We start from the raw sequence: 276 nt of genomic DNA, 5'->3' as shown, positions 1-276 counted from the left end.
CGATGGGCGAGCGCATGAAGGGTCTGGTCATCGACGATGCCTTGAAGGCCGGCACCCATATCGGTCCGGTGGTCGACCAGAGCCAGCTCAAGCAGGACACCGACTACATCGCCATCGGCAAGCAGGAAGGCGCCAAGCTCGCCTTCGGCGGCGAACTCCTGAAGCGCGATACGCCCGGCTTCTATCTGCAGCCAGCGCTGTTTACCGAGGCGACCAACCAGATGCGCATCAGCCAAGAAGAGATCTTCGGACCGGTCGCATCGGTGATCCGCGTGA

Annotated in this window: 1 protein-coding gene; it reads left to right on the top strand. The window is 62.3% G+C overall.

The window, feature by feature from the left end; translation table 11 throughout:
• Positions 1 to 276: aldehyde dehydrogenase family protein (locus BLJAPNOD_RS35105; protein WP_115423219.1), on the top strand; the 276-nt coding region annotated here is incomplete at both ends.

This window comes from Ensifer sp. M14 (assembly GCF_003355565.1).
Classification (GTDB): Bacteria; Pseudomonadota; Alphaproteobacteria; order Rhizobiales; family Rhizobiaceae; genus Ensifer.
This window is presented reverse-complemented; position numbering and strand designations above follow the sequence as displayed.